28 protein-coding genes and 1 pseudogene are annotated in these 26,406 nt (G+C 40.0%); 2 read left to right on the plus strand and 27 right to left on the minus strand.

What is annotated here, in order from left to right:
• Window positions 1-16: 16 nt before the first annotated feature.
• Window positions 17-1,420, minus strand: a complete 1,404-nt coding sequence (locus EO113_RS05430; protein ID WP_127135742.1) for an FtsW/RodA/SpoVE family cell cycle protein — start codon at window positions 1,418-1,420, stop codon at window positions 17-19.
• Window positions 1,407-2,081, minus strand: coding sequence for a tRNA (guanosine(46)-N7)-methyltransferase TrmB (gene trmB / locus EO113_RS05435; RefSeq protein WP_009353360.1), 675 nt, complete (start codon window positions 2,079-2,081; stop codon window positions 1,407-1,409). The genes EO113_RS05430 and trmB overlap by 14 nt, the downstream gene beginning before the upstream one ends.
• Window positions 2,082-2,221: 140 nt before the next feature.
• Here trmB and EO113_RS05440 point away from each other — a divergent pair.
• A pseudogene (locus tag EO113_RS05440) lies at window positions 2,222-2,341 on the plus strand (7-cyano-7-deazaguanine synthase); the annotation flags it as partial.
• Between the two features lie 45 nt (window positions 2,342-2,386).
• Here EO113_RS05440 and EO113_RS05445 read toward each other — a convergent pair.
• The 13 genes from EO113_RS05445 to EO113_RS05505 all read right to left on the minus strand — a co-directional run bounded on the left by EO113_RS05445 (window position 2,387) and on the right by EO113_RS05505 (window position 15,169).
• On the minus strand, window positions 2,387-3,034 hold the full coding sequence (locus tag EO113_RS05445) for a PepSY domain-containing protein (protein WP_127010965.1): 648 nt from the start codon (window positions 3,032-3,034) through the stop codon (window positions 2,387-2,389).
• A 77-nt stretch (window positions 3,035-3,111) separates the two neighbouring features.
• Window positions 3,112-3,966 (minus strand): twin-arginine translocase subunit TatC, encoded by an 855-nt coding sequence (gene tatC, locus EO113_RS05450; protein ID WP_127135743.1) that lies wholly within the window; start codon window positions 3,964-3,966, stop codon window positions 3,112-3,114.
• A 1-nt stretch (window position 3,967) separates the two neighbouring features.
• A complete protein-coding gene (locus EO113_RS05455; protein WP_127135744.1) occupies window positions 3,968-4,939 on the minus strand; it encodes a polyprenyl synthetase family protein in 972 nt (323 codons plus the stop codon).
• Window positions 4,936-5,628 (minus strand): ribosome biogenesis GTP-binding protein YihA/YsxC, encoded by a 693-nt coding sequence (yihA, locus tag EO113_RS05460; RefSeq protein WP_009353280.1) that lies wholly within the window; start codon window positions 5,626-5,628, stop codon window positions 4,936-4,938. Before yihA ends, EO113_RS05455 begins: the two co-directional genes overlap by 4 nt.
• The gene (lon, locus tag EO113_RS05465) at window positions 5,625-7,934 is read right to left on the minus strand and encodes an endopeptidase La (protein ID WP_127135745.1); all 2,310 of its coding nucleotides are present in this window, start codon (window positions 7,932-7,934) and stop codon (window positions 5,625-5,627) included. Before lon ends, yihA begins: the two co-directional genes overlap by 4 nt.
• 91 nt (window positions 7,935-8,025) lie before the next feature.
• Complete coding sequence (gene clpX / locus EO113_RS05470; RefSeq protein WP_009353388.1) at window positions 8,026-9,249, minus strand: ATP-dependent Clp protease ATP-binding subunit ClpX; 1,224 nt, start codon at window positions 9,247-9,249, stop codon at window positions 8,026-8,028.
• A gap of 12 nt (window positions 9,250-9,261) precedes the next feature.
• Window positions 9,262-9,855: an ATP-dependent Clp endopeptidase proteolytic subunit ClpP gene (clpP, locus tag EO113_RS05475; protein ID WP_197413483.1), complete on the minus strand. Its 594-nt coding sequence runs from the start codon at window positions 9,853-9,855 to the stop codon at window positions 9,262-9,264.
• A 40-nt stretch (window positions 9,856-9,895) separates the two neighbouring features.
• A complete protein-coding gene (tig, locus tag EO113_RS05480; protein ID WP_127135746.1) occupies window positions 9,896-11,224 on the minus strand; it encodes a trigger factor in 1,329 nt (442 codons plus the stop codon).
• Window positions 11,225-11,323: 99 nt separating this feature from the next.
• Complete coding sequence (locus tag EO113_RS05485; protein ID WP_009353341.1) at window positions 11,324-11,785, minus strand: CBS domain-containing protein; 462 nt, start codon at window positions 11,783-11,785, stop codon at window positions 11,324-11,326.
• A gap of 12 nt (window positions 11,786-11,797) precedes the next feature.
• Window positions 11,798-12,697, minus strand: a complete 900-nt coding sequence (locus EO113_RS05490) for a hypothetical protein (protein WP_127135747.1) — start codon at window positions 12,695-12,697, stop codon at window positions 11,798-11,800.
• A 14-nt stretch (window positions 12,698-12,711) separates the two neighbouring features.
• Window positions 12,712-13,191, minus strand: a complete 480-nt coding sequence (gene rlmH, locus EO113_RS05495; RefSeq protein ID WP_009353345.1) for a 23S rRNA (pseudouridine(1915)-N(3))-methyltransferase RlmH — start codon at window positions 13,189-13,191, stop codon at window positions 12,712-12,714.
• A 47-nt stretch (window positions 13,192-13,238) separates the two neighbouring features.
• Window positions 13,239-14,051, minus strand: a complete 813-nt coding sequence (locus EO113_RS05500; RefSeq protein ID WP_127135748.1) for an MBL fold metallo-hydrolase — start codon at window positions 14,049-14,051, stop codon at window positions 13,239-13,241.
• A 5-nt stretch (window positions 14,052-14,056) separates the two neighbouring features.
• Window positions 14,057-15,169, minus strand: coding sequence for a RuBisCO large subunit C-terminal-like domain-containing protein (locus EO113_RS05505; protein WP_127061515.1), 1,113 nt, complete (start codon window positions 15,167-15,169; stop codon window positions 14,057-14,059).
• A gap of 360 nt (window positions 15,170-15,529) precedes the next feature.
• On the opposite strand from EO113_RS05505, the gene EO113_RS05510 reads away from it, so the two are divergent.
• Window positions 15,530-16,717: a pyridoxal phosphate-dependent aminotransferase gene (locus tag EO113_RS05510; RefSeq protein WP_370466878.1), complete on the plus strand. Its 1,188-nt coding sequence runs from the start codon at window positions 15,530-15,532 to the stop codon at window positions 16,715-16,717.
• A gap of 71 nt (window positions 16,718-16,788) precedes the next feature.
• On the opposite strand, the gene atpC is transcribed toward EO113_RS05510, so the two are convergent.
• From atpC to EO113_RS05570, 12 genes are all read right to left on the minus strand, one after another.
• Entirely contained in the window at window positions 16,789-17,046 is a 258-nt protein-coding gene (atpC, locus tag EO113_RS05515; RefSeq protein ID WP_127135749.1) for an ATP synthase F1 subunit epsilon, read from the minus strand.
• A 3-nt stretch (window positions 17,047-17,049) separates the two neighbouring features.
• Window positions 17,050-18,471, minus strand: coding sequence for a F0F1 ATP synthase subunit beta (gene atpD / locus EO113_RS05520; RefSeq protein WP_127068356.1), 1,422 nt, complete (start codon window positions 18,469-18,471; stop codon window positions 17,050-17,052).
• 22 nt (window positions 18,472-18,493) lie between these two features.
• Window positions 18,494-19,348 carry an ATP synthase F1 subunit gamma gene (gene atpG, locus EO113_RS05525; RefSeq protein ID WP_127135750.1) on the minus strand — a complete coding sequence of 285 codons (855 nt, stop codon included), beginning with the start codon at window positions 19,346-19,348 and terminating at the stop codon, window positions 18,494-18,496.
• Between the two features lie 3 nt (window positions 19,349-19,351).
• Complete coding sequence (gene atpA, locus EO113_RS05530) at window positions 19,352-20,887, minus strand: F0F1 ATP synthase subunit alpha (RefSeq protein WP_127135751.1); 1,536 nt, start codon at window positions 20,885-20,887, stop codon at window positions 19,352-19,354.
• 2 nt (window positions 20,888-20,889) lie between these two features.
• Window positions 20,890-21,456: a F0F1 ATP synthase subunit delta gene (locus EO113_RS05535; protein ID WP_127135752.1), complete on the minus strand. Its 567-nt coding sequence runs from the start codon at window positions 21,454-21,456 to the stop codon at window positions 20,890-20,892.
• Window positions 21,457-21,460: 4 nt separating this feature from the next.
• The gene (gene atpF, locus EO113_RS05540; protein ID WP_127135753.1) at window positions 21,461-21,955 is read right to left on the minus strand and encodes a F0F1 ATP synthase subunit B; all 495 of its coding nucleotides are present in this window, start codon (window positions 21,953-21,955) and stop codon (window positions 21,461-21,463) included.
• Window positions 21,956-21,984: 29 nt separating this feature from the next.
• Window positions 21,985-22,257, minus strand: a complete 273-nt coding sequence (gene atpE, locus EO113_RS05545; RefSeq protein ID WP_009353316.1) for a F0F1 ATP synthase subunit C — start codon at window positions 22,255-22,257, stop codon at window positions 21,985-21,987.
• A gap of 20 nt (window positions 22,258-22,277) precedes the next feature.
• Window positions 22,278-22,949, minus strand: coding sequence for a F0F1 ATP synthase subunit A (atpB, locus tag EO113_RS05550; RefSeq protein ID WP_127068361.1), 672 nt, complete (start codon window positions 22,947-22,949; stop codon window positions 22,278-22,280).
• Window positions 22,950-22,975: 26 nt separating this feature from the next.
• Window positions 22,976-23,350, minus strand: a complete 375-nt coding sequence (locus EO113_RS05555; RefSeq protein ID WP_127135754.1) for an ATP synthase subunit I — start codon at window positions 23,348-23,350, stop codon at window positions 22,976-22,978.
• A 9-nt stretch (window positions 23,351-23,359) separates the two neighbouring features.
• Entirely contained in the window at window positions 23,360-23,563 is a 204-nt protein-coding gene (locus EO113_RS05560; protein WP_164723840.1) for an AtpZ/AtpI family protein, read from the minus strand.
• Window positions 23,564-23,751: 188 nt separating this feature from the next.
• Window positions 23,752-24,897 carry a non-hydrolyzing UDP-N-acetylglucosamine 2-epimerase gene (gene wecB, locus EO113_RS05565; protein WP_127135755.1) on the minus strand — a complete coding sequence of 382 codons (1,146 nt, stop codon included), beginning with the start codon at window positions 24,895-24,897 and terminating at the stop codon, window positions 23,752-23,754.
• A gap of 372 nt (window positions 24,898-25,269) precedes the next feature.
• A complete protein-coding gene (locus tag EO113_RS05570; RefSeq protein ID WP_127135756.1) occupies window positions 25,270-26,292 on the minus strand; it encodes a glycosyltransferase family 4 protein in 1,023 nt (340 codons plus the stop codon).
• Between the last annotated feature and the right edge of the window lie 114 nt (window positions 26,293-26,406).

A 26,406-nucleotide genomic window follows, 5' to 3' on the forward strand; every position in this document is an offset into this window, starting at 1 on the left:
AATCACACTTAAAACATTAAGACTTAGGTTGAAAACGATGGCGCGTTTCTTCGCCAATGGACGGCAAATGACGTGTCGTTCCTATTTGTTTGCGTGCATATTCATTACGGCGCGCAATATTTAATAATATACCTATGACAGCAAAATTTGTCACCAAAGAGGATCCCCCATAACTAATAAAGGGTAAGGGTACCCCCGTTACTGGTAGCATTCCCACCACCATAGCAATATTAAAAAATGCTTGAATAGTAATAAAAAATGTAAGACCTACCGCTAACACTTGACCTAATAAATCTCTAGATTGACGAGCAATGGAAAGTCCATATTTTGTAAACCAAAGAAATAAAAAGATAACCAAGCACACACCTAATAAGCCAAACTCTTGTGAGAAAATAGAAAAAGCAAAGTCTGTATGAGCCTCTGGCAAATAATTATATTTGGAAATTCCCTTTGTAAAGCCTTCGCCCCAAAAACCACCAATCGATACACTCAGTATACTCTGCGTCACTTGATATCCATTAGCCGTAGTATCTGACCATGGATCATAATAGGCACGAACCCGCTCCAGTCGATAGGACACAAAAGCAATTAAGGGATACGCAATAGCTAGTACAACGCCAAATGCTATACCTAAATATTTCCTATGCCCTCTGTAATAACCTACGCAAAAGGTCATGATCACGGGAAAACTGAAAATTAATACAGCTGTGCCCATATCTGGTTGAAACATAGTAATGAAAGCATACACAAAAGGAACTGTAAATACAGCTGGCACTAATAAGTTAGGGTGAAATATCCCCGGTGTGCCTCGCAGGGCCTTCCACAGGGCATTTAGTTTTCCTATGACACGATTCCACCAACTCCAAAGTCCATGTAACCGTGTATTCCCACCCCAATCATAATATTCATACAAGTACATTCTCCCATGCTTTTTCACATGTCTATCAATACTATAGGCCGCCCAAATAATAGCTGCTAGTTTAGCAAATTCAGATGGCTGTAATGTCATTCCATAAGGCAATCCAATCCAACGTCGCGCACCATTAGCGCCATGCCCTAAGAAGGGTAAAAATACAATGAGCAACAAAAAGAGTAAAAACAAAAACATCTTTAGTTGTACCTTTGAGTCTGCCCATTTACGGTAATCAAACAAATAGAATCTCCAGGCTACAAGAATACCAGCCCCTAGAAAGACTAGTTGTTTACCTAATAAGAACCAAAATGGTTTCCAATTATCTCCCCCTTGTAGGGTCGTAGTATAGGTAGCACTGTAACCATTAAAAAATCCTATTAAAATAATCCCAAAAAGAGGCACTAATATACCTTGTCCATCATGCTTAATAATACTACGATAAAAAGATCGAATATTTTGCCATACACTAGATGATGGCTTAGATGAAGTATGACTATTTTCCTGCATCTGTCGTATCACTTCCTTTAGCTGGCTTAATAGCCTCTAAGCGGAAAATTGGCTGCCCTTTGGCACTAAATTTTTCCTCATATTCTGTGCGCACATTAGGCATATCCGTACTATGTAAATCATAACTTACATTTTTTAATGTCCAACCAGAGTTTGTAAACTCCTCCAAAGAGAACATAAACAAGCCTTCATTATCTGTTTTAAAGTGGATTTCTCCATTTTCCTTCAATAATCGTGCATATCGATCTAGGAAGGTGTGATAGGTCAATCGACGTTTCGCATGCTTAGCTTTTGGCCATGGGTCGCAGAAGTTAATATAGAACCGGTCTACCTCTCCTGGTGCTACTACTTCTTCAATCCCCGCAATATCAAATAAGCTCACTTTACCATTCTCAGCTTGTTGTTCAAATAACTTTTGAGCGGCATAGTATAGCACTCCAATTTGCACTTCAAAGCCCACAAAGTTTGCTTCTGGATGGGCTTCACACATACCAGCAATGAACTTGCCTTTTCCCGTCCCTAATTCCATATATAAAGGTTTAGATGGATCTGCAAAACTTTCACGCCATTTTCCCTTGAAAACTTCGTGATTCTCTAGTACAGTATATGTATTATATTCTAGGATTGCTTCATCAATCCATGGTTTTCTACGTAAACGCATACTATCTCCTTTTATAACAATCTTATCCTTACTATTATAGTACATCATCTGTTCTATGTCAGTACTCACTTATAATTTTTTTATTTCCATGAAAGGTTTCCTATGAAAGCATTAGTATTATCCAGTGGCGGGGTAGATTCCACCACCTTACCTGGTCTTGTTATGAAGGCGGCTCTACCCCATGCCATACATGTGGCACATGCCGTGATAGAGAACAAGCTTTCACTGATAATGGTATGGTAGATCCATTATTACAATAGAAATAACACAAAAAAGCTATTCAACCTTTTTGGATTGAATAGCTTTTATCCTTCTTTAGTCACTTCGATTACCTGACTGGAATTAGCATCAATAACAACATGCATAATGTCACCGTTCACATCTAATACCATATGGTATCTAGCCACATATTCTTTTGTTTCAAGTTCCCATCGTATTAGACGAGCACTACTACCTAAAATAGTAATAGCCACTTGCTTTGCCTCATCAGGATTAATTACATTTCCTAAGTCGATAGCTGTAGATTCTTTTAAATTTTCTGGTGCTGTATCTACTTCTGCACTTAGAACTTGGCCAGTGGTTGCATCAATCATCACACTATGACCAGCCTCCGAAGAAACACCTGCTACTTCGTAGCTTTTGCGTCCATCTTGTTCTGCAAAGGTTATCCCTTTAATTTGCGCCGTTGGATATTGTTTTTTATACAGATTAACTGCCCCTTTGGCATCTACCATAATAGGGTCAGGTCCATCATTAGCTTCTACCTTATCTGTTGTGGGCACAACTTTTGTTTCTGGTAAAGCCACCTTTTTTAGCTTAACAGTGTCCGCATCCATCGATGTGGACTCCATAGATATACTATTTTGCTTGGCATTATACCAATACCATGTGCCTACTGCAGCAGATATAATAGCACAAATACTCAGGATACCTATGATTATTTTTCGTCTCATATTACATCCTTTATATACACTAATTAGTCTCTGAATCAGTATACACTATAATTATGAACATAATATGAACCAAATGCTCATACTTTTACAATATATCGTAATACACCATAACTAATTTCATAGAGTAAAATCATAGGTCCCGCAATCATAGTTTGTGATAACATATCTGGGGTCGGAGAAATAGCTGCACCGATAATAAAAGCCAAGAGAATAAACATTTTCCTATATTCCCGTAATCGATCAGATGAAAGAATACCCAGTATACCCAAAGCAATCAAAATAAGCGGCAGTTCAAACGTAATTCCGAAGGGTAAAATAAAGGCAATCACAAAATCGATATATTGCCCTATAGAAAATAATGGTTGTAATTCATCTGTACCAAAGCCAATAAAAAACTGAATAGCCATAGGCAATACTAAGTAATATGAAAATAGTACACCTACCACAAATAAGACCACCGCTGTAGGCACCACCATAAAAGTGACCTTCTTCTCGCCTTTCGACAAGGCCGGTACAATGAAAGCCCAAATCTGATAAAACCATACAGGACTAGATACAATACAACCTGCTACTAAGGAAATCTTCATATATGTAAAAAAGGCTTCTGTTGGTTTTGTATAATATAATTTTCCTGCTGGTGCCACTAAAATTTGCAGAATATCTTCCACATAATAGTACGCCCCCAAGGTACCTATAATAATTGCCACTATAGCGATTACTAAACGTGTGCGAAGTTCACTTAAGTGGTCCACCACAGACATGGAGGACGCCTCTTGCATAAGTTTCGCTTCTGTTTCCGTATAGGTATCCTGTTGCAACAAGGCGTCTTGCTCTACCTGTTGTTGAGCAAGACGCTTTCTTTGTTCTATGACACTATTCAAGGATGGACGTTTGGCACTCATTTCAAAGTTTTTTACTTGAAATTCTTTCATACTACACCTTACGGTTCGACAATTTCTCAAGAACAGTTTCCAAAATATCTTTCCCTTTGAAAGATGGTAGTTGTTGTAAAGCTGTCTCCGCTTGTTTACGATATGTTGCCTCAAGAGCTAAGGCTTGATCGATACCACCTTTAGCCATCACATACTCCATCAATTCCTTTGTATCTTTTCCATTGCGAATGTCTTCAATCATATTCGTTACATGCGTTGTGTTGTCAGGAGTTACGACAGATAATAAAGGATAGGTCAAAATACCTTCTTTCACATCTTTGCCGACGGGCTTACCTGTAGTGACTGTTTGCTCACGATAGTCCATCACATCATCAGTAATTTGGAAAGCCATGCCTAAACCATGACCATAGGTGCGCAATAATGAAATATGCTCCTCTGACCATCCACCAAGAATGCCACCTAATGCTAAGCAACCTTCAATGAAATCTGCTGTTTTCTTTTGTGTTTTTAGTAGGTATCGTTCTGTACCTTGATCTAATCGGTACACATCTTCCATTTGCATAAATTCGCCTTCTACCAAGGCAGAAATAATTTCAGAAAAAATGGTTAAACATGGAATGGACCCGATTTCAGCTACAATACCAAATGCTTTAGCAAACAAATAGTCTCCACTAAGAATCGCCACTTTATTGCCTTTTGTGCAATGAATGGACGTGACTCCTCGGCGTACTTCTGCTTGGTCTAACACATCATCATGAATGAGTGTAGCCAAGTGCAGCATCTCAATAGCCGCCGCCATACGCACTCTATCTTCTTGATTAGAATCTCCACTCAAAGCAATCAACAAACACAATTGCGCCCGTAATCGCTTGCCGCCCCCTGCGGAAAGAGGACGAATGAGTGCATTAAAATCTTCTGCACCAGTTTGTAGAGATTGTTGCAAATATGTTTCTACACGCTCTAAATCTTTAGATACGCGCAGTTTCATTTGTGCATCTGTAAGAATACTCATTCCTCTTCCCCCAATAAGACTGCATTAATACGTGCTAATAAACGATCACGACCTGTATGCTTTAAAGAGCTGTACAAAATTGGTGGATACCCTGTTGGGTATCGCTCTTCAATAGTTTTTAACTGTTTTTGTCGCTCATTCATTTTTAACTTATCCGCTTTTGTTACCACAATTTGCAAAGGTACTCCGTGTGATTGCAACCAATCAAAGGCCTCCTGATCAATGGGCAACTCTGGATGACGCCCATCAATGAGTAAACAAAGTAGCATCATCCGTTCGCTTTGTAAAATGTAATTAGCAATGAAAGAAGACCAAATATTGGTATTGGAGCCTCCTGTTTTAGCATATCCATACCCTGGTAAATCCACTAAGAACCAATCAAAACGACGTTCCATATCATCTGGTAAATCTTCTTTTGATTCTATACTAAAGAAGTTGATCGTTTTCGTTTTACCCGGCGTACCACTGACCAGTGCTAATCCTCTATAATTACATAAAGAGTTAATCAAAGAAGATTTTCCCACATTGGATCGTCCCAAAAAGGCGATTTCAATGGTATCACCTTCTGGGTATTGATCCGCCTTCACCGCAGATGCTATATATTTTGCTGCGATGATACGTGGACCTGTTATCTCTTTTCTTGTATACACTGGTTTTGGATGGCGTTTTACTGCTGGTTTTTTCTTCATAGTAATGCCTTTTCTAATACTTGTTCCATCGTTTTTACAGGAGTAATAAGCAATCCTTCTTTTACGATATCTGGTAAGTCTTGGATATCCTTTTTATTGCCTTCAGGAATAAGCACTTCTTTCACTCCATAGCGAAGTGCAGCTAATAATTTTTCTTTCAAACCACCGATTGGCAACACTCTACCACGTAAAGTAATTTCACCTGTCATGGCAATATCAGATCGTACTTTTTTACCGGTTAACGCAGATACAATAGCCAAGGTCATCGTAATCCCTGCAGATGGGCCATCTTTAGGCGTAGCTCCCTCTGGTAAGTGCACATGAATATCCAGTTCCTTATGGAATTTTTCTGGCAATTTCAATTCTATTTGACGATGACGAATGTAGGACATAGCCGCTTGACCAGATTCTTGCATCACTTTGCCTAAACTACCGGTTAAGTTTAATTTCCCTGTGCCTTGCATAGTTGTCGCTTCACATGGCAATACCACGCCACCTACAGAGGTCCAAGCAAGACCATACACAAGACCTGCTTGAGCTTGTTTTTCACGAGACTCTTCTACAAATTTAGGGGTACCTAAATAATCTTCCAAATTCTTTACCGTTACTTTTGGTGCTTTTTCATCTTCTGTAACCACAGCAAATGCCAATTTACGGCAAATTTTAGCAATTGTTTTTTCTAGGGTACGTACACCAGCTTCACGAGTGTATTCTGAAATCACACGTTTTAACACGGCATCGGATAGTTTCACTCCTTGCTCTTGTAAACCATGTTTTTCAATTTGTTTTGGCACTAAGTAGCGTTTAGCAATTTCTAGTTTTTCTTCCTCTGTATAGCTGCTGAGCTCGATGATTTCCATACGATCCAATAATGGTCTAGGAATATTCCCTGCTACATTAGCAGTAGTAATCCAAAATACATCAGAGAAGTCAAATGGAATTTCAATGTAATGGTCACTGAATGTACTGTTTTGTTCAGGGTCCAACACCTCTAATAAGGCAGAGGATGGATCCCCTTTATAATCAGACGCTAACTTATCAATTTCATCAAGCAAGAATACAGGGTTTCGAGTACCAGCGTTCTTTAGTCCTTGAATCATACGACCAGGCAAGGCGCCTACATAGGTACGACGATGGCCACGAATTTCAGCTTCATCTCGAACACCACCTAAGGAAGCACGGATAAACTTACGATTCATTGCTTTTGCAATGGAACTAGCCAAGGATGTTTTACCCACCCCTGGAGGCCCTACTAAACATAAAATAGAACCGCCTTGTTTACCAGATAACTTGCGCACTGCCAAAAATTCTAGAATCCGTTTCTTGATTTTTTCTAAACCATAATGGTCACCATCAAGCACCTCGCTGGCTTCTTTCAATTCTAAGCGATCATCAGACAGTGTATTCCAAGGGAGCTGCAATAACCAATCAATATAATTACGCAAAATATTGGATTCTGGCATCATTTGTGGCATACGACTATATCGCGTAATCTCTTTGTCGATACGATTATGGATATCCTCTGGCAACTCTAGTTTCGCTAGCTCTTCTCGTAACTCTTCTGCCTCTTGATCAGGATCCATTTTGTCACCTAATTCATCATGGATAATACGAATCTTTTCACGCAAGAAATATTCTTTTTGTGCTTTTTCCATAGATTGACGAACTTGGTTATTGATAGAGTTTTCCATATCATTGATTTGCAGTTCTGTATTTAATACACCAACTACCATATTCAATCTACGGCTAACAGATAACTCTTCTAAAATGCTTTGACGCACCTTTGTTTGGATAGGTACAAGAAATGCTACCTGATCTGCCCATTCACTAGCATCAGCACTGCCTAATACTTGGTCCAATCCTTCATCTGTTGTTGGTTTAATAACCTCTACCCATTGAGCAAACTTAGATTGCAAAATGCGACGATATGCTTCTTCTTCCATAGGGTCTTCATGAATAACCTCTAATGGCGTTACAACGGCTTCGTAAAAAGGTTCAGTACTTAGAATAGTATCAATGTTAACACGTGTCACACCTTCTACTAAAATACGAACTACACCACCTGGCAAACGAAGCATTTGATTTATTTTAACAATTGTCCCTACACGACCTAACTCTTCTAATGTAGGACTTTCGATACTTTCATCTTTTTGAGTAGATACCACTAAATATTGATCTTTATCCATAGCTGCCTTAACAGCTTGTACAGATGTAGTACGACCAATATCTAATTGTGTTACTACTTTGGGAAATACGACCATTCCACGTAAGGGAACCATCGGTAATGTCATAGGTTTAGTTTCCATTGAACCCCCAGTACTATATGATAAAAAGAAACCCATTCCGCCTATGAAATGAGTTTCTTTGCCTTTACTATCTGATTTCTTCAGCGTGGACTCATTTATTGAGTATTGGCTCTTCTTCGCCACGAACCGCTTTATCTGTTACGATGCATTCTTTTACATCTTTCATAGATGGTACTTCATACATCACACGTTTCATAACTTTTTCGATAATGGCCCGTAATCCGCGTGCTCCCGTATTGCGTTCTAAGGCTTCTTTCGCAATCTCACGGAGTGCATCTGATTCAAAGACTAATTTTACATCATCTAAAGACAGCATTTTTTCGTATTGCTTAGTCAATGCATTTTTAGGCTCTGTCAAAATTTTAATTAATGCCTCTTCATCAAGTGGGCTGAGCGTAACCATCACTGGCAATCGTCCGATAAATTCAGGGATTAATCCGAATTTTTGTAAATCTTCTGGTACGACTTCTTTTAAAATAGAGGCTACATCTTGTTCCTCTTTCTTTTGAATGTCTGCACCAAAACCTAATGTTTTTTTCGCAGTTCGTTTCGTGATCACTTTTTCCATGCCATCGAAAGCACCACCGCAAATAAACAAGATATTTGTTGTATCTAAGTGTAACATCTCTTGATTTGGATGTTTCCGTCCCCCTTGTGGTGGCACAGAGGCTACTGTTCCTTCTAGGATTTTCAGTAATGCTTGTTGTACCCCTTCACCAGATACATCACGAGTAATAGACGGATTTTCTGATTTGCGAGCAATTTTATCGATTTCATCAATGTAGATGATACCGCGTTCAGCTAGCTCTATATCATGGTCGGCAGCTTGGATCAATTTGAGTAGAATATTTTCTACATCTTCCCCTACATAGCCTGCCTCTGTCAAACTAGTAGCATCTGCCATGGCAAATGGTACTTGTAACATTTTTGCTAATGTTTGAGCCAATAATGTTTTACCACTACCAGTAGGTCCAATAAATAGTACATTGGACTTTTGTAGTTCCACATCATCGATGACATTATCATGTTGCAAACGTTTGTAATGATTATATACGGCTACAGCCAAGGAAACTTTAGCGTCATCTTGACCAATTACGTATTGATCAAGATGAGCTTTAATCTCTTTTGGAGTCGGGATATCGTTTAAATCAAACGTCTCCGGTAGTTCTTCAATTTTGTCTTCCTCAATAATATGTTGGCATACATCAATGCATTCATTACAAATGAATACATTAGGGCCCGCTATTAATCGTTCGACTTCTGTTTCTGCTCTACCACAAAAATTACAACGTCTTTCTTTATCGTCTTTATTCAAACCCCTGTCTCCTTATTTTTCTGTTGAAGATGGACGAGTTAACACTTCATCAATTAAGCCATATCGTTTTGCATCTTCTGCAGACATGAAATTATCACGATCTGTATCTTGTGCAATCACCTCAATAGGCTGACCTGTATGATGTGCTAACACGCCATTCAATTCTTCTCGCAAACGCAATATCTCACGAGCATGAATTTCAATTTCAGAAGCTTGCCCTTGGACACCGCCCAATGGTTGGTGAATCATAATACGAGAGTGAGGCAATGCATAGCGTTTACCAGGTGCTCCCGCTGTGAGCAACAATGAACCCATACTAGCCGCTGAGCCTACACAGATTGTAGACACATCAGGTTTAATGTACTGCATAGTATCGTAAATCGCCATACCTGCTGTTACCACACCACCTGGGCTATTGATATATAAGTGAATATCTTTATCTGGATCTTCAGATTCTAAGAATAGCAATTGCGCTACGATACTATTTGCTACCGTATCGTCAATGGGGCCACTTAATAGAATAATTCGATCTTTCAATAGACGAGAATAAATATCGTAGGATCGCTCACCACGACCAGTTTGCTCTACTACGATTGGCACATACATAGACATCTAACACCTCTTATACATGTACCTGCATTAGCAATTATTCAGCTTTTTCAGCACCTTTAGCATTCTCTATGATGAAACGAGCTGCTTTTTTACGTGCTACAGAACTTGCTAACATAGATACACGACCTTCTTTTACAATGATATCGTATACTTCTTTAGGGTCAGCACCAAATTGTTGGGACATAGCAAAGATTTCATAGTTCATATCTTCTGGAGTAACTTGAACGTTTTCTGCTTTTGCAATTTCATCTAATACTAAATCAGCGCGAACGTTTTCAGCTGCTGCAGCTTTATTTTCTTCACGTAATGCTTCTATAGTTTTGTTAGAGAATTTTAAGTAGTCTTCCAATTTCAAACCACGGCCTTCAAGATTCATTGCTAATTCTTGAACCATTTGCTCAGCACGGTCTTCAATCATGATTTCAGGAATATCTACTGTTGCATTTTTAACAGCTAGTTCCACTAAACTTGCATTGTATGCGTCAATAGCGCGACGTGCAGCATCATCTTCCATACGTTTGCGAAGATCTGCTTTGAATTCTTCTGCTGTATTGTATGCTGGTTCAGTTTTACCTTGACCTACAGATACGGAACGTACGAATTCATCAGTGATTTCAGGCAATTCTTTACGTTTAATATCATGGATATGACATTCAAATTTTGCTTCTTTACCAGCTAATTCTGCTACGAAATAGTCTTCTGGGAAAGAAACAGTGACAGTCACATCTTCACCAGCTTTGTGACCGATTAATTGATCTTCAAAGCCTGGGATGAAGCTGCCAGATCCGATTTGTAATGGGTAGGATTTACCTTCACCACCATCAAATGCTTCGCCATCGATGAAACCTTTAAAATCAATTGTCGCAAAATCATCCTTTTGTACAGTTGCATCTGCTGGAGCTGCTACCATTTTAGCTTGTTGGCTACGGATATTGTTTAATTGTTCTTCTACTTGCTCGTCAGTAACAGTAGCATCTTGTTTTTCTACTTCTAAGCCTTTGTAGTCGCCTAATGTAACTTCTGGTTGTTTAACTACTGTAGCTTTGAAAATCAAATCTTTACCTTCTTCGAATTGTTCACGATCGATTTCTGGCCCACTAACAGGAATAATTTCATTTTCACGAAGTGCTTCTGTATAAGCACGACCTGCTAATAATTCAAACGCTTCTTCAGCGATAGCTTCTTTACCATAGTTCATTTCCAAAATTTTACGAGGTGCTTTACCTTTACGGAAGCCTGGAATATTAACTTGACCAGCGATGCGTTTTACAGCTTGTGCAAAACCTTTTTTCACATCTTCCGCTGGAATTTCGATTGTAATAGATACCTTGTGCTGATCAACAGCAGTTACAGTTGCTTTCATGAAACTATTTCCTCCTTAGGGTATAGTACACCCAAATTATAAGTTTTAATATTGCATTCTTAATATTATCATAAAGTTGTCAATAGTGCAATTATTTCCCTATTTACCTTGTTCTTCAGCAATAAGTTTCATAATATCATGACGGCTTACCATACCAACTAGATGATATGCATCATCAACAACTGGTAAGTTTTTTAAATGCTTTTCTACCATAGCTCCTACAGTCACTTCTACTTCTGCATCTGCATAAGCAGTAATCACTTCTGTAGTCATGATTTCTTCAACATGAGTAGCCATTAATTTTTTAAATTGTCCATCGTATTCACCGATGCCACCATAATAAATATTAGCACCTAAGATATTGATATAATGTGGCGCATGAGGACGAACTTTTTTATACAACAAATCCCCTTCCGACACAATACCGATTAATTTATTCTCTTCATCTACGACAGCAATGGCTGTTAAATTGTGTTTTACCATCAATTTAGCTACATTTGTAATTTGTTCATCTTTACCAACAGTAATTGGATATTTGTTCATAATCTCTTGTAATGTCATGGTTACATCCTCCTATTTCATATATACATATGCAGCAAAGATAGCAATCACTATCGCTGTTACAACCAAAATGGCAGTCAAACTTTTACGGTTACCACCATCGCCCCCTTCTTGAGTTCCGATGTGGTTTCCTTCCTCATCATAAGCATGACGATATTGCCCTTCTAAATCCGCGTAATCTGTTACATCTTCTATTTTCGCTTGTTGACGTAATTCTTGCAATCGCTTTCTACGTTCTTCTACATCATTTGTTACAGAATGCACCTGTACTTTCATCACATCTTCTCGTAACCCTTCGAGACGAGGTACCATTAATTGTAATCGTTCCACTAACAATTTATTGATATCTACACAAGTACTCAATGCTGTCTGATGTAGGAATAAAATGTGCACTGTCTCCTCTTCAGATACAGTGTGCTTGCTCTCTAGCATGGCTTTTACCACATCTGTTTCCTTTGCAAGCATATCCACCACTGTAGAAATATAATAATCTACACGGTCAAAAATTTTATTCAATTCTACATTCTGCTCTAATAATTCTTGTTTACGATGCAATAAATAGGCAGGATTACCACCAGAAGTTTCCATTTGATGAATCATATTAGCCATATCTATATAGGTATCTAAAACGGTACAAATCGTAGCTGTTACATTTTTATACTCACGTATATTATCGCTAACCATACCATGATGTTCGTCTAATGTCTCAGATTGCCCTATTTCTTTTAATTCGACAAAGAACGCCTCATATCCTTGTACCAAATTTTGGATTTCACCTTCAATGGCAAGAATATCTTCCTTCCCTTCGGTTAATTCTGTTTTATAATGCCCAATAAATTCAGGATCCTCCAAGGGTAATTCCTGTATATCCGCTGACACATAAGTAATTCCTTTTTCAATTGCACTTGCCATGCATATCTCCTTTCCTACCAATGATATGGTTCATTTCGATTAATCTTACAAGCTCTATATAATTGTTCTACTAGCACAAGTCGCACCATTTGATGGGTGAAAGTCATGGGACTAATGGATAATTTCCACTGTGCCCGCTGTCGTAATTCTTCCGATACACCAAAGGCTCCTCCAATGAAAAAGATCATCTCACTATGCCCTTGTACTTCTAGTTCACTAATCCGCTTTGCCAACTCCTCTGAGCTCATTTGTTTACCGTACACATCTAGCAACACAACAAAGGCTTGGGGATTGCAATATTTCAATAACCGTTGCCCTTCATCATAGAGTGCTTTTTGCTTATCTGATGGGCTAGGTTTATCTCCTAATTTACTTTCCGGCAGTTCTGTAATCGTTACACCCCCATAGGGTTGCAATCGTTTAACAAATTCCGCTACTCCTTCTCGCAAATAAGGCTCTTTTAACTTTCCTATACAATAGATAGAAAATTTCATACTATCATATCTCCTAAGACGTTTACTATATTTCAAACTAAGGCGTTTTATGTATGATTAGATATACCAATCGAAGTATACTCTTTGGGATCCCCATGATATGCAGTAAATCCCATTTGCCCTTGTGTTTTGCACCACTTTAACAAACGCTCTGATAATTGTTCTACTAAGTGGAGAGAATTATTCTGCTCTGAACGATGGGCAAAAATAACTTCCATATTCTTAGGTCGTCTCAAGGCTGATAATACTTTCATAGCCGTCATATTACATAGATGACCTGCCTGACTCTTCACTCGTCGTTTTAAATCTGGTGAGTATGGTCCATATAACAACATATGCTCATCATAGTTGGCTTCCAATACCAACAAATCTGTATCATGTAGATGCTCTAGCATCTCCTTTGATACCATGCCTGTATCCGTTAATAAAGCTGCTTTTGTCTGCCCTTTATAACAAGTGATACCAATGGGATCTACCGCATCATGACTCGTAGAAAATGGTTGCAACACCATATCTCCTATGGTTACTTCTTTCGTTCCTAACGTTTGAAAGCACTCCGCAGATACGCCAAATTTATCCATAAGACGCCGTGCTGTATTAGGTCTTGTGATAATAGGTAAACCCATTTGCTTAATCATTTGTGGTACCCCTGCAATATGGTCAGAATGTTCATGGGTAATAACAATCCCTTCTACCATATGTTTGGGTATCTCTAAATCCTGCAAAGCATTAGTAATCCTTCGGCAACTAATACCTGCATCAACAATCACTGCACTGTGAGAACTGCGAATAATGGTGCAATTCCCTTTACTACCGCTAGCCACGACATGAACTTCTAACTCTTTCTCTTTTGTTGTCATTGTTCCTAGCTTCTTTCTAATACATCTATGAAAGCTTTCATATTCTCTGTTAAATCTGGTCCTCGTCGGAACATATCGCCCCCTACAAGGAACATCGTATCTGTACCGTAAATGCTCACCAACTCTGGCAAACGTGCCTCGGTCACGCCACCACCTGGAGATGGACAAGACGATTTAATCGACGCCAATGGTCCACGATTACTATCACAAATTTGACGACACAAGTCTGGTTTAAATGTAAATCGTCCACCATAAGACACGAAAATATTCATATCCCCGCCGAAAATACGTGGCAATAAGCCCATCCAAATCGTAGCGGCAATTCCTGATGTACCGGGTAATGTGAATCCACCCATCATAGCAGGATGCACGATGAGCGGCAAGTTCAAAGAATCATCGGTAGCCAATCGATGTAGCCAGCCAAATCCGATTAAGGAAGGGGCTACCATCAGAGCTGTAGCACCCGCTTCTTTCGCATAATGGGCCCGCTCTAGCACATCTGTACCATCCCCAGATACATTGGCTGCATAGAGGGTGTGATGACCACTTTTAGCATTCGCCTCCTGTACTGCATGGGCACATCGTGACACACGATCTTTGAAGGGAGAAAACGATTGATTCGTCAATCCATGGTCATCCTTAATCACATCGGCACCGCCCATAGTATAGGCATGACACATGCGAGCCAACTCTTCATTGGGTGTCCCCATAGGTTTAATTACGGCTTGAATCATGGGGCGAGTTGGGGTCTGGCATAATTCTCGAATGCCAGCTAAGCCGAACTTAGGCCCTGTAAACACATCTAGCAAACTAGGACTAAACTCAATATCCACTACCCAAATGTGTGGTTGTAGGGAAGAGTTGCCAAAGACTACATTTAAAAACTGTGTCACTTCCAATCCTGATGTCTCCACCGGGTAGGCAATCTTTGCCAAAAAACAATCTTCTTTTTCTTCCAAGGAAAGCAATTGTCCCACCATTTGACGACGTGGGTCGCTTTCCCCTAATAATTCATAAGGAAATTCAATGGTTTGCTCCACCTGTATGGACCAAGCCACTTGCTTCGCCTCTTCATAGGTTGGAACATGCAATGCATAGGTAACGGAAAATGTTTCCATCGGTAACTCCTTTCCCATCATTACAATATACTCTATTTTTATCTTTTTATAATCAATCTAAAAGTCTGTTACTATACTACCACGGCAACAGTGTTTGAGAATCCGTTATCTGATTTCTCTATCTTTATAGTATGACATAAGTTCTTATGAAATGCTATGTCATACCTACAATTATACACTATATGCAATAAAAAAGAACCTCTAATCCACTAGGTTCTTTTCTAAGAATGTGGTACACTGTTACTATTATTTATTCTATCATTCTACTAGGTGTTGTGATCGCCTGTATACACTCTTAAGAGCAACTATCCATATCAGTCGGCACAACATCCTGACATTTGACATAGAGATACATGCATCATGTATCAGAAAGGACAATCTATGAACTGGAACAATTATCTTTCAACTATGACACAAACATTGCCCCCTTCTGGGATTCGTAAATTTTGGGAAAAAGCCATGGCTATGGACGATGTGATTTCTCTTTGCGTTGGGGAACCCGATTACATACCTCCTCAACCTGTGCTAGATGCACTGGTAGCCAGTGTGGAACGCGGGGAAACAAACTACTCTCCCAATGCAGGTATCTTGCCACTACGCGAGGCTATCAGCAATTGGTATGACCGCCGTTACCACGTACACTACGGTACAGATGAAATGATGCTCACCATCGGTGCTAGTGAAGCCATCGACTTATCTTTGCGGGCGTTACTAAACGAAGGGGATGAAGTACTTATCCCAAATCCATCCTACGTAGCTCACCAAGCAGAAGTTCACATATGTGGTGGTAAAGCTGTACCTGTACCGACGCATTTAGAAGATGGCTTCAAACTTCGTGTAGAAGAATTAGAAAAGCTTGTGACAGAAAAAACAAAAGCTATTTTGATGTGTTATCCAAGCAATCCTACAGGAGCCATCATGGACTACGAAGATCTATTGCCTATTGCGGAGTTCGCTAAAGCCCATGACCTGATCGTCATCTCTGACGAAATTTACTCGGAACTCACCTACCACAAGGACCATATATCTATGGCATCCTTACCGGGCATGAAAGAGCGCACTATCATCTTAAACGGTTTCTCCAAGTCCTATGCCATGACAGGTCTTCGCATCGGCTTCCTTTGTGCACCTTCTGAGTTCATTACAGCTTGCATTAAATTGCACCAGTACAGCATCGTTGCACCTGCTACACCAGTGCAACACGCTGCCATCGTAGCTCTAAACGAATGCGATGACTCCGTTATCGCTATGCGTCAAGATTACCTAGAACGCCGTGACATGATCGTAAAAGGATTCCAAGATATGGGCTTACCGATTGCCGTTCCAGAAGGAGCTTTCTATGTGTTCCCTGACATCTCTCAAACTGGTCTGTCCGACGAAGATTTCTGTGAACAATTGCTAGAGCAACAGCATGTAGCCGTTGTACCAGGATCTGCCTTCGGTACCTGCGGTACTAACCGCATCCGTTGTTCCTATGCATCTTCCAAAGAAACCATCCAAGAGGCGTTACGAAGAATACAAATTTTCTTAACAACATTACAGAAGTAACCACAAAAGGGTTGTACCAAAACTACTACAGTAGTTCGGTACAACCCTTTTTCTATCTCTTCGATATGTAATTAAGCACGTTCACAAGAGGCCGTCGTGATATACACAGAATTATTTTCCACTTCTAGGAATCCCCCTGGAAGGATAAACTCTTCACGCTTGCCCTCATGGTCAATGCGAATCGCCCCTGGCGCCAAAGCGCTCACTAAAGGCATATGATGCGGTTGAATACCAAACTCTCCATCGAGAGCTTTTCCTACCACCATCGTTGCGTCTCCAGAAAACACTGTTTCATCAGGAGTAATAATTGTTACATGCATGGTACTCATAGATTATTCTCCTTTCCCTAACATGTCCCTTCCTTTGGCAACAGCTTCATCGATAGTTCCCACCATGTAGAAAGCACTTTCCGGTAAGTCATCATGTTTACCTTCTAGGATTTCACGGAAACCACGCAATGTTTCTTTCAATGGCACATATTTACCAGGACTGCCTGTAAATACTTCAGCTACGAAGAATGGTTGACTCAAGAAACGTTGAATTTTACGAGCACGAGCTACGGTCAATTTATCCGCTTCAGACAATTCTTCCATACCTAAGATAGCAATGATATCTTGTAAATCTTTGTATTTTTGAAGTACTTCTTGTACGCCACGAGCTACGGAGTAATGTTCTTCCCCTAATACTAATGGATCCAAGATACGGCTAGTGGAATCCAATGGATCCACAGCTGGGTAAATACCAAGTTCTGCAATGGAACGAGACAATACTGTAGTAGCATCCAAGTGAGCAAATGTCGCTGCTGGCGCTGGGTCAGTCAAGTCATCGGCAGGTACATAGACGGCTTGTACAGACGTAATGGAACCTTCTTTTGTCGATGTAATACGTTCTTGTAAGGCCCCTACGTCATTGGCCAATGTTGGTTGGTAACCAACGGCAGATGGCATACGACCTAGCAAGGCAGATACTTCGGAACCAGCTTGGATGAAACGGAAAATGTTATCTACGAATAACAACACGTCTTGTTGTTGCACATCACGGAAATATTCCGCCATCGTCAAACCTGTTAAAGCTACACGCATACGAGCTCCAGGAGGCTCATTCATCTGTCCATAAACAAGCGCTGTTTTAGACAATACGCCAGACTCTTTCATTTCATTCCAAAGGTCATTCCCTTCACGGGTACGTTCACCAACGCCTGCGAATACGGAGTAACCACCATGTTCTGTAGCGATGTTATGAATCAATTCCATGATTAGAACTGTTTTACCTACACCGGCACCGCCAAATAGACCGATTTTACCACCTTTAACATATGGCGCAATTAAGTCTACGACTTTAATACCAGTTTCTAAAATATTAGTTTCTGGTGCTAATTCATCAAATTTTGGAGCGGCCCGGTGAATCGGCCAATGTTCATTCACTTTCACTTCTGCTGGATCGTGGTCTACTGTTTCGCCTAATACGTTGAAAATACGACCTAGTACACCATCACCAACAGGAACGGAAATAGCGGCACCTGTGTCCACTGCTTCCATGCCACGAGTCAATCCATCGGTGGAGCTCATGGCTACACAACGAACTGTGTCATCACCTAAATGTTGCATAACTTCTACAACAATCTTAGATGTTTCTTGTTCGCCGCCTTTTGTAATAGTAATTGCATTGTAAATAGCAGGCAATTCACCTTTTGGGAAGACTACGTCTACCACAGGTCCGATAACCTGAACTACTTTACCTATATTTGTACTCATATACGAGATACTCCTTTATCTATTATTGCAATGCGTTTGCACCGCCTACGATTTCAGAAATTTCGTTAGTAATACCTGCTTGGCGCAACTTATTGTATTCTAAGTGCAAGGTACCAATCAATTCGCCTGCATTATCTGTAGCGGATGTCATGGCCGTCATACGGGCACCTAATTCACTAGCCGCCCCATGTAGCAATGCATTATATACAGTGCTTTCCACATAGGCTGGCAACAATTGTTCCAATACAGAGCCTTGATCTGGATAGAATAAACTTTCACCAGTTGCTTCTGTATCCGTTTCTAATGAAAGAGGTAATAAGCGCTCATGAGTCACTTCTTGCAATAAGGAGTTCACAAACTTGGTGTATACCAATACCACTTCATCTACCTCACCAGATAAAAACATTGTTTTCACTTGTTCCACAATATCTTGAGCATGATGAAAGCCTGGTTTATCAGAAAATCCTTGCAAATCAGACACTACAGAATAGCCATGACCAGTGAAATATTCCGTTGGCTTGCGACCCACTGTGAATAGACTATAGTCCTCAGCTGGCTTATCTTGCAATAAAGCTTGCACGTATTTAATGATATTACTAGTATAGGCACCGGCCAAACCTTTATCAGCACCTATCACCACATAGGCTACCTTCTTCACAGGACGAACTGTAAGTAGTGGTAAATCCGCACCTCCATCTAGAGAGGACATGCTTTGATGCAGCATGTGGCGGAGACGTTCTGTATAAGGTTCAGTACCTTTCGCTTTTTGTTGTGCACGACGTAGACGAGCAGATGCTACCATTTTCATAGCTTTTGTAATTTGCTGCGTATTAGTGACACTTTTTATACGCTTGCGTAAGTCTTGTGCACTACTCATAGATTACGCCTCCTCTGGTAATAATTCGTGAGTAGCACCAAAGACATCAATACATTCTAAAATCGCAGTTTGCAATGTTTTTTCTGTATCTTCTTCTAATTTCTTAGTATCTCTAATTGATGCTAATATATTGGCATAATTTCCATGTACATATTGTAATAACGCATCTTGGAAAGCTGGTACATCATGCACAGCTAATCGTTTGAAATAGCCATTAATGCCCGCATATAAACATACCACTTGTTCTTCTACTTTTAATGGAGAATATTGTGGTTGTTTTAACATTTCTGTTAAGCGTTCCCCACGATCCAATTGTGCTTTTGTAGACGCATCTAAATCGGAACCAAACTGTGCAAAGGCTGCTAATTCACGATACTGTGCCAATTCCAAGCGCAATTTACCAGCTACTTGTTTCATCGCTTTAATTTGTGCACTACCACCTACACGAGATACAGATAAACCTACATCAACTGCTGGACGAACGCCAGAGTAGAACATATCTGTACCCAAGAAAATTTGTCCATCTGTAATGGAGATTACGTTCGTTGGAATGTAGGCAGATACGTCACCTGCTTGTGTTTCGATAATTGGTAAAGCCGTAATAGAACCGCCACCCAATTCATCAGATACTTTAGCAGAACGTTCCAATAAACGAGAATGTAAGTAGAACACGTCACCAGGGTACGCTTCACGTCCTGGAGGACGACGTAATAACAAACTCATCGCACGGTATGCAGCAGCTTGTTTTGTTAAATCATCATATACGCAAAGTACATGTTTACCTTGGTACATGAAATGTTCGCCCATAGCAACCCCAGAATATGGTGCTAAGTACTGCATAGGAGCCCCTTCAGATGCACCTGCAGATACGACGATAGTATATTCCATAGCTCCTGCTTCTTCTAATTTTTGAACCACACGAGCTACAGTAGATTCTTTTTGACCAATCGCTACATAGATACAAATCACATCTTGTCCTTTTTGGTTCAAGATTGTATCGATAGCAATGGCTGTTTTACCGGTACCACGGTCACCAATGATCAACTCCCGTTGACCACGGCCGATTGGCACCATCGCATCAATGGCTTTCAAACCAGTTTGCATTGGCTCAAATACAGATTTACGATCTGCAATACCAGGTGCTGGATATTCTACAGGACGATGTGTTTCTGCCACGATTTCGCCTTTACCATCGATAGGTTGACCAAGAGCATTCACAACACGACCAATTAAGCCATCTCCTACAGGTACTTGCATGATGCGGCCTGTACGGCGCACTTCATCACCTTCTTTAATCAAGAAGTCATTACCTAGGAGAACGGCGCCTACATTATCTTGTTCTAAGTTGAGTACCATGCCATATACGCCATGAGGTAACTCTAACAATTCGCCAGCCATGGCTTTTTCAAGACCGTAGATATGCGCAATACCGTCCCCTACTTCTAGAACAGTTCCTACGTCATCTACGTTTAATTCAACATTATAGTCCTGAATCTGCTGTTTAATAATGGCAGTAATTTCTTCAGGCGTCATTTTCATAATTAACCATTCACCCCAATCTTATTGGTACTTGCATTAAGCAATGATTTTTTCAATTCTTCCAATCGTCTAGCCATACTTCCATCAATCCGAGTGTCTCCCACTTGAATGACCATACCACCTAAGATGGATGGATCCACATGTTCTTCGATGACACATTCTTTGCCAGTGATATCTTGCAGTTTTTTCAATACTTTTTCACGCATTGTTTCTGAAAGTGGTTCAATAACCGTCACTTTCGCTTCCAAAATACCACGGCTTTCACGGGATCGTTTTACGTAAGCACGAGCTGTTTCCATGATGTATGGACTACGACGGCGGTCCACCATAACATAGAGAAAATTCATAATCAAAGGGTGCACTTCGCCACCAAAAATTTGTTCTAAAATCTTCTTTTTTCCAGCTACTTCTAACATAGGATTGATTAAAATTTGGCGTAATTCCTCATGGGTGGAAAATAAATCTTGCACATAGGAAAGATCTGTATCAAATTGCGGTAACAAACCTGATTCCTGTCCTAATTCAAATATAGCGGAGCTATATGTTTCTGCAATTCTTTCTACACTCATCGTATCACGACCTTATAGTTGTACTATCTAGTTTTGCAATGGTATCCTCTACAAGAGCCACATTATCAGCACTGGAAAAATCTTTTCCGATTAATTTGCCAGCTACCTGTACAGATAAATTCACTACTTCTACACGAATTTGTTGCATTGCTTTTTCCCGTTCCCGTTCAATTTCTTGACGGGCAATTTCTTTTTCTTTCACTAGTTGAGCTCGTAACTCTTTGATTTGTGCTTGTGATTCAGCTTCTGCTTGTTGTTTTGCAGTCTCGATAATGCCTTGTGCTTCTTTACGAGCTTCTTGCAATTGCGCTGTATATTCAGCTTTCAACGCAGCCGCTTCTTCTCTAGCTTGTTCTGCACTGGTAAGATCACTCTCAATGCGACGTTTCCGTTCTTCCATGGTTTGCAATAACGGTTTATACGCATACTTTGCTAAAATCAACACTAGCACGATAAAGTTTAAAATCTGAAGTACGAGTGTGCCGTTTAAATCTACCAACGGTCATACCTCCTCTTAGCTAATGTCTATTATTTAAGTAAGTCTACCAATGGGTTTGCGAACACTAATACAATCGCGATAACTGCTGCGATAATAGGCACCGCTTCGATCAAGCCTACAGAAATTAACATATTTGTGAACAATTTACCAGATTGTTCTGGTTGACGAGTCATACCTTCTAAAGCTTTACCAGATACAAGACCGTCACCAATACCTGCGCCAATCGCAGCTAAACCAATTGCTAAACCAGCGCCAATGGCAGAACCAACCAATACATACGCTTTTGCTAATAATAATTCCATTATGATTTCCTCCTAAACTATTAATGTCCATCTCCAATTGTCATCCCCAAATAGGATGTAACGAGCATGGCAAAAATAAACGCTTGAATAATACCGATTGCTAGACTAAAAGCTAACCATACGATAGGAAGTACATAGGGTACCAAGGCATATAATAATTCTAAAAGAATTTCCCCCGCTAGTATGTTACCAAACAAACGGAAGGCTAATGTGACAGGTTTCGCTATTTCTTCCATTAAATTGATGATGATAAATAATTTAAATGGCTGTACAAAGTGCTTAAAATAGCCAATTCCTTTTACTTTCAAACCCACAATCCATACAAGAATTGAGCTTGAAATGGCTAGTCCCAAAGTCGTGTTAATATCATTTGTTGGCGATGCCAAGATATGCGGACTCGGAATCAACCCTAACTCATTACTTACCAAAATAAATAGAAAATACGTAAATAGTATGGAGCTTAAAAACTTCCATTGATTGCCTAAGTTTGTTTTAAACTGACCAGTCAATCCTTCTAACACGCTTTCCATCACATTTTGAATCCCTTGTGGTACCATGGCGCGTGAGCGCGTAGCTAATAGTGTGACTACAATAATAATCGCCATCACTAGCCACGTCATATACAACGTATCCATATTAAAAGAGATTCCCATCCATTGAACAACATGATGATGCCCTGCATGCAACTCCATATTCCCACCCCCTTTCACATAGATGATTACCTAATACGTTGGCGTACATACATACTATACTCAATATACTGCATGGGAACAAACACACAAATGCCACCTAAAACACCTTTCATGGAAATCGAAGGTATTTGCGTACTTATGCCCACCAACAATACAATTAAGCTAAATCGACTCATAACACCAATCCAAACTCGTCGTTTTACATCTTCTAAGGTGGCATCTTTCATCTTATAGGTTTGTAATGCTAAATACAGGAAATAGATAACATAGGTCATCATCCCCCACAGCCAACCAGTAATATGACTAGACCAATCTAGGAACCATAACACAACTACACCTAGTATAGCCACTGAAAGTATCCATCGGCAATGACTTTTGATATAGGTGATATATTCTTTCATATAATCTCCTTACATACACTGACGTATGACACCATATAGGCCTAGAAAACCGCCAATTAATCCACCTAGAAGCACACCCCATGGGTGCGTTCCTACATAGTGATCAATAGCATAACCAATCCCCATACAGATACCGATAGAACAAAGTATAGTAAACCCTGTGGTAGATGCTCTGGAGATAGCCATCCATAGTTCTGATTTTTCTTTCCCCATAGATACACCTCCCATACCTCTAACATGGTAGATTATACCACCGATACGAACCGTTTTAACAATATATAAATTTTATATCTATCAAAACTTTCTATGCGATTTGATTCAAAACCGTGTACATTCCTCACTTACACTATCAATGAAAGTAGGTATCAACTCAATTATAACTAGAACGCATGCATCGATGATTATTTCCCAAAGGATGATGGTTTTTCTTGATGTTCAAAAAACTCATGACGTAACGCCTGAACAATTCGTTCAGAGGCTAACCCATCTCCATAAGGATTTACTGCGTTTGACATAGCATGATATGCCTCTACATTCGTAATTAACTCTTTTGCTGTGGCGTATACAGCTGCTTTATTAGTACCTACCAATTTTACCGTACCTGCTTGGACCGCTTCAGGGCGCTCCGTAGTATCACGAAGTACCAATACGGGCTTACCTAAGGATGGTGCTTCCTCTTGAATACCACCAGAGTCTGTCATAATAAGATAGGTCCGATCCATTAAGTTTGCAAATGGTTCATATTCTAATGGCTCAATCAAATGTACACGTGGCATATCACCTAGTACCTCTTGTACAATACTGCGTACCTTTGGATTTCGGTGCATAGGGAATATAACTTCAACCTCTTCATGTTCTCCAATAATATCACGAATTGCCTCATACACATTGCGCATTGGATCGCCTAAATTCTCACGACGATGAGTGGTCACCAAAATAACCTTTTGGTTCACGTAATCAATCTTGTTCAGCAACTCTTCAGTAAATGTGTAGTCTTCCTTTACTGTAGTTTGCAGCGCATCGATAACCGTATTCCCTGTTACATACAAGTGATCTGGATTTATATTTTCTTTCAATAAATTCGCTTCCGATGTAGTGGTGGGTGCAAAATGGTACGTCCCAATGGCCCCCGTCAACTTGCGATTCATCTCCTCAGGGAAGGGAGAGTAAATATTACCCGTCCGAAGACCTGCCTCCACATGCCCAACAGGAATCCCTTCATAAAATGCCGCTAGCGCCCCCACAAAAGTAGTGGTCGTATCGCCATGAACAAGCACCACATCAGGTTTTGCTTCTTTCAATACCTCTTGCAGTCCCATTAAGGCACGGCAAGTTACATCATACAAGGTCTGCCCTTGACTCATAATATTTAAATCATAATTAGGTGTTATGGAAAACAAATGCAACACCTGATCTAACATTTCTCTATGCTGTGCCGTTACCGTAACGATGGACTCCATATCAGGCGCTGCTTCCAAAGCCTTAACAACTGGTGCCATCTTTATTGCCTCAGGACGTGTCCCAAATATGGTCATGACTTTTAACATAGTACCTCCCACATATTTCGTTTACTTCCTTTACCATGAAAGCCGTCATATACAAACTTTCCTAAATCACTTTATTAAGCTTTTTCAATTATCTCTATTGTATCATGTACAAGCCTTCCATACTAGTAGAAACTGTAAAGAAGTACATCAAAATAAAAGGTCACAACCCTCCCCTCACAGAGTGAGCAAACACTAGACAAAACGCCATAAGCGTAAGCAACATGGCGTAATATACTTAATTCTACAAACACTAGAAAGCGTGGCATGTTCCTGAACAAACATTATGAAATACCGTTTGTGAAGGAATGTGCCACGCTTTCCCTTTGCCTAAAAAAAACGCCATGAAGCATGAGCTCCTGGCGTTTTGCATAGCTATTTACGAACGTCGTTGTCTTTGGATATAATCCCAATTTTTGTTGCTGTCCACACGCATGCACAAAGTATAACAAGCACTAGCAAGACTCCTATGACAAAGTTTGCTTTTGCCGCCACGATAGACACACAGCCTAAAAGTGCGGTGATGGCATACATGAGCAACACAGCTTGTTTTTGTGTGAGCCCCATCGCCAGTAGACGATGATGCAAATGTCCTTTATCTGGTTGGAATACAGGGCGTCCATTAATACGTCGACGTACAATGGCAAATAAAGTATCTAAAATTGGTAATCCTAACACAATCACAGGTACCACCAATGCCACAGTCGCTGCCGTTTTTACACTACCCATGACAGAGATAGCTGCCATGGTATAACCCAATAGCATACTGCCTGTATCACCCATAAATATTTTGGCAGGATTAAAGTTGTAGCGCAAGAATCCGCAAGCCGCCCCAGCTAATGCCAAAGTAATGCAAGCCAATTCGATTTGCCCCATTTGCAACGTCACGATACAAATCGTAATACACGCAATGAGAGAAATCCCTGCTGCCAATCCATCTAATCCATCAATGAGATTCACAATATTCGTAAATCCTACAATCCAAAATACCGTCAACGGTATAGTAAAATATTCTAAATACAATAGATGGTCACCAATGCTAATAAAATGCACCGCATTGCCAAATAGTGGCAACATAAGAGCCGCCAAAATTTGTCCCATTAATTTTGTTTTTGGACCAATTTGCTTAATATCGTCCCAAATCCCTACTGCTACTAGGATAATTGAACCCACAATTAATCCTTTGACAGAAGACACATCTTTCACACTATATAGCAAAGATACCATATAGCCAATATAGATGGCCAATCCACCTAATCGTGGAATTGACACTTGATGCACCTTACGTGCATCTGGTTTATCAATAGCACCTACCTTAACAGCAAATTGTTTCACCAAAGGCGTGCAAATATACGTTACTACGAGAGCAATGACAAAGGCCCATAAATATACTGTCATTCCACCACCTCCATACGTGGTATTTCATGATTATAACAAATGATTGTCAATAGTCTGTTATTCGAATACTTAGTTCATTGTATATAGACCATATTTATTAATTATATCAGTTAA

This window comes from Veillonella sp. 3913, from assembly GCF_003992235.1.
In the GTDB taxonomy this organism is placed as follows: Bacteria; Bacillota; Negativicutes; order Veillonellales; family Veillonellaceae; genus F0422.

Bases quoted from the DNA above. Each gene is read 5' to 3' on its own strand.
- EO113_RS05430 (WP_127135742.1), bottom strand. From the start codon at position 1,420: ATGCAGGAAAATAGTCATACTTCATCTAAGCCATCATCTAGTGTATGG.
- trmB (WP_009353360.1), bottom strand. From the start codon at position 2,081: ATGCGTTTACGTAGAAAACCATGGATTGATGAAGCAATCCTAGAATAT.
- EO113_RS05445 (WP_127010965.1), bottom strand. From the start codon at position 3,034: ATGAGACGAAAAATAATCATAGGTATCCTGAGTATTTGTGCTATTATA.
- tatC (WP_127135743.1), bottom strand. From the start codon at position 3,966: ATGAAAGAATTTCAAGTAAAAAACTTTGAAATGAGTGCCAAACGTCCA.
- EO113_RS05455 (WP_127135744.1), bottom strand. From the start codon at position 4,939: ATGAGTATTCTTACAGATGCACAAATGAAACTGCGCGTATCTAAAGAT.
- yihA (WP_009353280.1), bottom strand. From the start codon at position 5,628: ATGAAGAAAAAACCAGCAGTAAAACGCCATCCAAAACCAGTGTATACA.
- lon (WP_127135745.1), bottom strand. From the start codon at position 7,934: ATGGAAACTAAACCTATGACATTACCGATGGTTCCCTTACGTGGAATG.
- clpP (WP_197413483.1), bottom strand. From the start codon at position 9,855: ATGTATGTGCCAATCGTAGTAGAGCAAACTGGTCGTGGTGAGCGATCC.
- tig (WP_127135746.1), bottom strand. From the start codon at position 11,224: ATGAAAGCAACTGTAACTGCTGTTGATCAGCACAAGGTATCTATTACA.
- EO113_RS05485 (WP_009353341.1), bottom strand. From the start codon at position 11,785: ATGACATTACAAGAGATTATGAACAAATATCCAATTACTGTTGGTAAA.
- EO113_RS05490 (WP_127135747.1), bottom strand. From the start codon at position 12,697: ATGGCAAGTGCAATTGAAAAAGGAATTACTTATGTGTCAGCGGATATA.
- rlmH (WP_009353345.1), bottom strand. From the start codon at position 13,191: ATGAAATTTTCTATCTATTGTATAGGAAAGTTAAAAGAGCCTTATTTG.
- EO113_RS05500 (WP_127135748.1), bottom strand. From the start codon at position 14,051: ATGACAACAAAAGAGAAAGAGTTAGAAGTTCATGTCGTGGCTAGCGGT.
- EO113_RS05505 (WP_127061515.1), bottom strand. From the start codon at position 15,169: ATGGAAACATTTTCCGTTACCTATGCATTGCATGTTCCAACCTATGAA.
- EO113_RS05510 (WP_370466878.1), top strand. From the start codon at position 15,530: ATGTATCAGAAAGGACAATCTATGAACTGGAACAATTATCTTTCAACT.
- atpC (WP_127135749.1), bottom strand. From the start codon at position 17,046: ATGAGTACCATGCATGTAACAATTATTACTCCTGATGAAACAGTGTTT.
- atpD (WP_127068356.1), bottom strand. From the start codon at position 18,471: ATGAGTACAAATATAGGTAAAGTAGTTCAGGTTATCGGACCTGTGGTA.
- atpG (WP_127135750.1), bottom strand. From the start codon at position 19,348: ATGAGTAGTGCACAAGACTTACGCAAGCGTATAAAAAGTGTCACTAAT.
- atpA (WP_127135751.1), bottom strand. From the start codon at position 20,887: ATGAAAATGACGCCTGAAGAAATTACTGCCATTATTAAACAGCAGATT.
- EO113_RS05535 (WP_127135752.1), bottom strand. From the start codon at position 21,456: ATGAGTGTAGAAAGAATTGCAGAAACATATAGCTCCGCTATATTTGAA.
- atpE (WP_009353316.1), bottom strand. From the start codon at position 22,257: ATGGAATTATTATTAGCAAAAGCGTATGTATTGGTTGGTTCTGCCATT.
- atpB (WP_127068361.1), bottom strand. From the start codon at position 22,949: ATGGAGTTGCATGCAGGGCATCATCATGTTGTTCAATGGATGGGAATC.
- EO113_RS05555 (WP_127135754.1), bottom strand. From the start codon at position 23,350: ATGAAAGAATATATCACCTATATCAAAAGTCATTGCCGATGGATACTT.
- EO113_RS05560 (WP_164723840.1), bottom strand. From the start codon at position 23,563: ATGGGGAAAGAAAAATCAGAACTATGGATGGCTATCTCCAGAGCATCT.
- wecB (WP_127135755.1), bottom strand. From the start codon at position 24,897: ATGTTAAAAGTCATGACCATATTTGGGACACGTCCTGAGGCAATAAAG.
- EO113_RS05570 (WP_127135756.1), bottom strand. From the start codon at position 26,292: ATGACAGTATATTTATGGGCCTTTGTCATTGCTCTCGTAGTAACGTAT.